Here is a 3283-nt window from a genome sequence, read left to right as displayed (position 1 = left end):
ATCGGGATCAGGCGGCGGCTCGCGCCCCTGCTCGACAACGACCGCAACCAGATCGAGCTGTTCACCGCCCTGCTGCTGTCCCTGCCCGGCTCGCCGATCCTCTACTACGGCGACGAGATCGGGATGGGCGACAACATCTGGCTCGGCGACCGGGACGCGGTACGCACCCCGATGCAGTGGACACCCGACCGCAACGCGGGCTTCTCCTCGTCGGATCCCGGCCGGCTGTTCCTGCCCACGATCATGGACCCCGTCTACGGCTACCAGGTGACGAACGTCGAGGCCTCGATGTCCTCGCCCTCGTCCCTGCTGCACTGGACCCGCCGCATGATCGAGATCCGCAAACAGAACAAGGCCTTCGGCCTCGGCTCCTACACGGAACTCCAGTCCTCCAACCCGGCGGTCATCGCGTTCCTGCGCGAGGCTCCCTCGACCGAGGACAAAGAGGACGACCTCGTCCTGTGCGTGCACAACTTCTCCCGCTTCGCCCAGCCCACCGAACTGGACCTGCGGGCCTTCAGCGGCCGCCACCCGGTCGAACTCATCGGCGGGGTGCGATTCCCGGCCATCGGAGAGCTGCCGTACTTGCTCACCCTGGCGGGCCACGGCTTCTACTGGTTCCGGCTCCGCAAGGACGCCGTCTGATCCAAGGACAGACTCCAGAACCCGGGCGGCGGGGCGGTTTCCTCCGTCCCGCCCTGGGCACGCATCAGTAACACCCCGACTCGCCCGGTCTCCGGGCCCCTGGGGAAAGGACGCGACGTCATGTCGGAAGCCGCAATCCACTCTGTCACGGCCCCCGTCGCACGCCCCGAGTTGCTCGCGTCGCTCGATCCGCTGCTGAGGGAATGGCTGCCACGGCAGCGCTGGTTCGCGGGCAAGGGGCGTCCGGTGACCGGGTTCTCCCTGGTGACGGCCAACGAACTGCTGCCCTCGACGGGTCAGCTGGGCCTGCTCCACCTGCTGGTCCGGGCGCACCAGCCGCTCACCCCCGCCCAGGGAGCCGGCACCCAGCCCGGCGACTGCTACCAACTGCTCATCGGCGTACGCGAGGCACTCCCGCCGCACCTCGCGCCCGCCCTGATCGGACACGTGGAGGAGGGACCGCTGGCGGGACACACGGTCTACGAGGCACTGCACGACCCGCGCCCCGCCGACGTACTCCTGGAGGCCCTGCGCACCCAGGCCCGCGTCGGCGAGCTGCGCTTCGAGCGGGACCGACGCCAGGAGATACGGGGCGATCTGATGCCGCGCCTGATCACCGCGGAACAGTCCAACTCGTCCCTGGTCTTCGGAGATACGTTCATCCTGAAGCTGTTGCGCCGCGTGGTCGCGGGGGTGAACCCCGATCTGGAGCTGCCGCTGTTGCTGTCCCGGGAGGGCTGCCCGCGGGTGCCGGCACCGGCGGCGTGGATGGTCGCCGACCTGGACGAGGAGACGTACGTCCTGGGAGTGCTGCAACCCTATGTCCAGGGCGCGGTGGACGGTTGGGAACTGGCGCTGAGCGAACTGGCCAAGGAGAACGAACAGGCCGAGGACGGCGACCGTGGCGGCGAGGGCTTCGCAGAGGAGGCGCGGGCGCTGGGCCGGGCCACCGCCGAGGTGCACACGGCCCTCGCCCGGGCGTTGCCCACGGTCACGCTGGGGCACGTACAGATGGAACTCCTCGTCGACGGCATGACCGAGCGGCTGGCCGCGGCAGTGCAGGCGGTGCCCGCGCTGCGGCCGTACGCCGCCGGTCTGCGCACCGCCTTCGAGGCGCTGGCCGACCTGGCCGCCGAGGGGCAGACCTGGACCGCCCAGCGCATACACGGGGATCTGCACCTGGGCCAGTGCCTGCGCGCGCCCTCCGGGGAGTGGTCGCTCATAGACTTCGAGGGCGAGCCCTCGAAACCGCTCGCCGAGCGCCGCATGCCCCCGCCGCCCCTGCGGGACATAGCGGGGATGCTCCGCTCCTTCGACTACGCGGCCCACGCCGTCCCCGGGGCCCTCGGCTCCGGGGACGGCGTGGGTGACTGGGCCGACATCTGCCGGGCCGCGTACTGCGCCGGATACGCGGAGGTCGCCGGCCGCGACCCGCGTGCCGATCCCGTACTCCTGCGCGCCTACGAGACGGACAAGGCGATCTACGAAGTCCTGTACGAGGCCCGGCACCGGCCCGACTGGCTACCGGTGCCGATGGCGGCGATACGCCGGCTCGCCGCATCCCCCTGACCTTCCCCACCTCACCCCGCCGAGGAGGCCCTGCCCGTGACGCCCCGCCCCCCGTCCGACGACAGTCCGAAGAAGAACGGTGCCAAGAAGCCGGCTGCCGCCAAGAAGGCGGCGGTGAAGAAGGCCGCCGTCAAGAAGGCCGCTGCTCAGAAGCCTGCCGGGAGCAAGGCCGCGAAGGATGCGAAGGTCTCGACGGTCTCCAAGGTCTCTGGGAAGGGGGCCGGGGCGAGGGTTCCCGAACCGCGCGCCGCCGAGCCGAAGGGCGCCGAGCCCGCCGTCGGGGCTTCCGAGCCCGCCGTCGTCGACAGCGCTCCCGTCTTCGCCGGGGTCCAACCCGGTGACCGCGAGCGGCTGCTCTCCGGCACGCACCACGATCCGCACGGGGTGCTCGGCGCCCATCCGGTGCCCGGCGGTGTGGCCTTCCTGGCCTTCCGTCCTTACGCGCTCGGGGTGACCGTCGTGACGGACGACCTGCGGGCCGAACTGCACGACGACGGGGACGGGTTCTTCTCGGCGCTGGTGCCGCTGCGCGCGGTCCCGGAGGCGTACCGGCTCCTCGTCGCCTACGAAGGGACGGTTCAGGACACCGAGGACGCGTACCGTTTCCTGCCCGCGCTCGGGGAGCTCGATCTTCATCTGCTCGGCGAGGGCCGCCACGAGGAGCTGTGGCGCGCCCTGGGTGCGGAGCCGATGGTGCACCAGGGGGTGACCGGCACCCGTTTCACGGTCTGGGCGCCGAACGCGCGCGGTGTCCGCCTCGCCGGCACCTTCAACTTCTGGGACGGCACCGGGTTTCCGATGCGGTCGCTCGGCTCCTCCGGGGTGTGGGAGCTGTTCGTGCCGGCGATCGGCGAGGGCGAGCTCTACAAGTTCGAGATCACCCGCCCGGACGGCTCCCGCACCCTGCGCGCCGACCCGATGGCCCGGCGGACCGAGGTCCCGCCGCGCACGTCGTCGATCGTGTACGCCTCGCACCACGTGTGGACGGACGAGGAGTGGATGGCGGGGCGGGGGGCCCGTCCGGTGCACGAGGCACCGTTGTCGGTGTACGAGGTCCACCTGCCGTCCT

Annotated in this window: 2 protein-coding genes and 1 pseudogene; all 3 read left to right on the top strand. The window is 71.2% G+C overall.

The window, feature by feature from the left end:
* Positions 1-645: alpha-glucosidase C-terminal domain-containing protein (locus tag ABZ656_RS57220; RefSeq protein ID WP_360280564.1), on the top strand; the 645-nt coding region annotated here is incomplete at its 5' end.
* 120 nt (positions 646-765) lie between these two features.
* Complete coding sequence (locus ABZ656_RS57215; protein ID WP_360280561.1) at positions 766-2214, top strand: maltokinase; 1449 nt, start codon at positions 766-768, stop codon at positions 2212-2214.
* A gap of 36 nt (positions 2215-2250) precedes the next feature.
* Positions 2251-3283 (top strand): annotated as a pseudogene (locus ABZ656_RS57210) (1,4-alpha-glucan branching enzyme); the annotation flags it as partial.

It is taken from the genome of Streptomyces sp. NPDC007095 (assembly GCF_040634475.1).
Classification (GTDB): Bacteria; Actinomycetota; Actinomycetes; order Streptomycetales; family Streptomycetaceae; genus Streptomyces.
The sequence above is the reverse complement of the archived record's forward strand: the minus strand, read 5'-3'. Positions and strand labels throughout refer to the sequence as shown.

Coding starts and splice junctions, on each gene's coding strand:
- ABZ656_RS57215 (WP_360280561.1), top strand. CDS start 766: ATGTCGGAAGCCGCAATCCACTCTGTCACGGCCCCCGTCGCACGCCCC.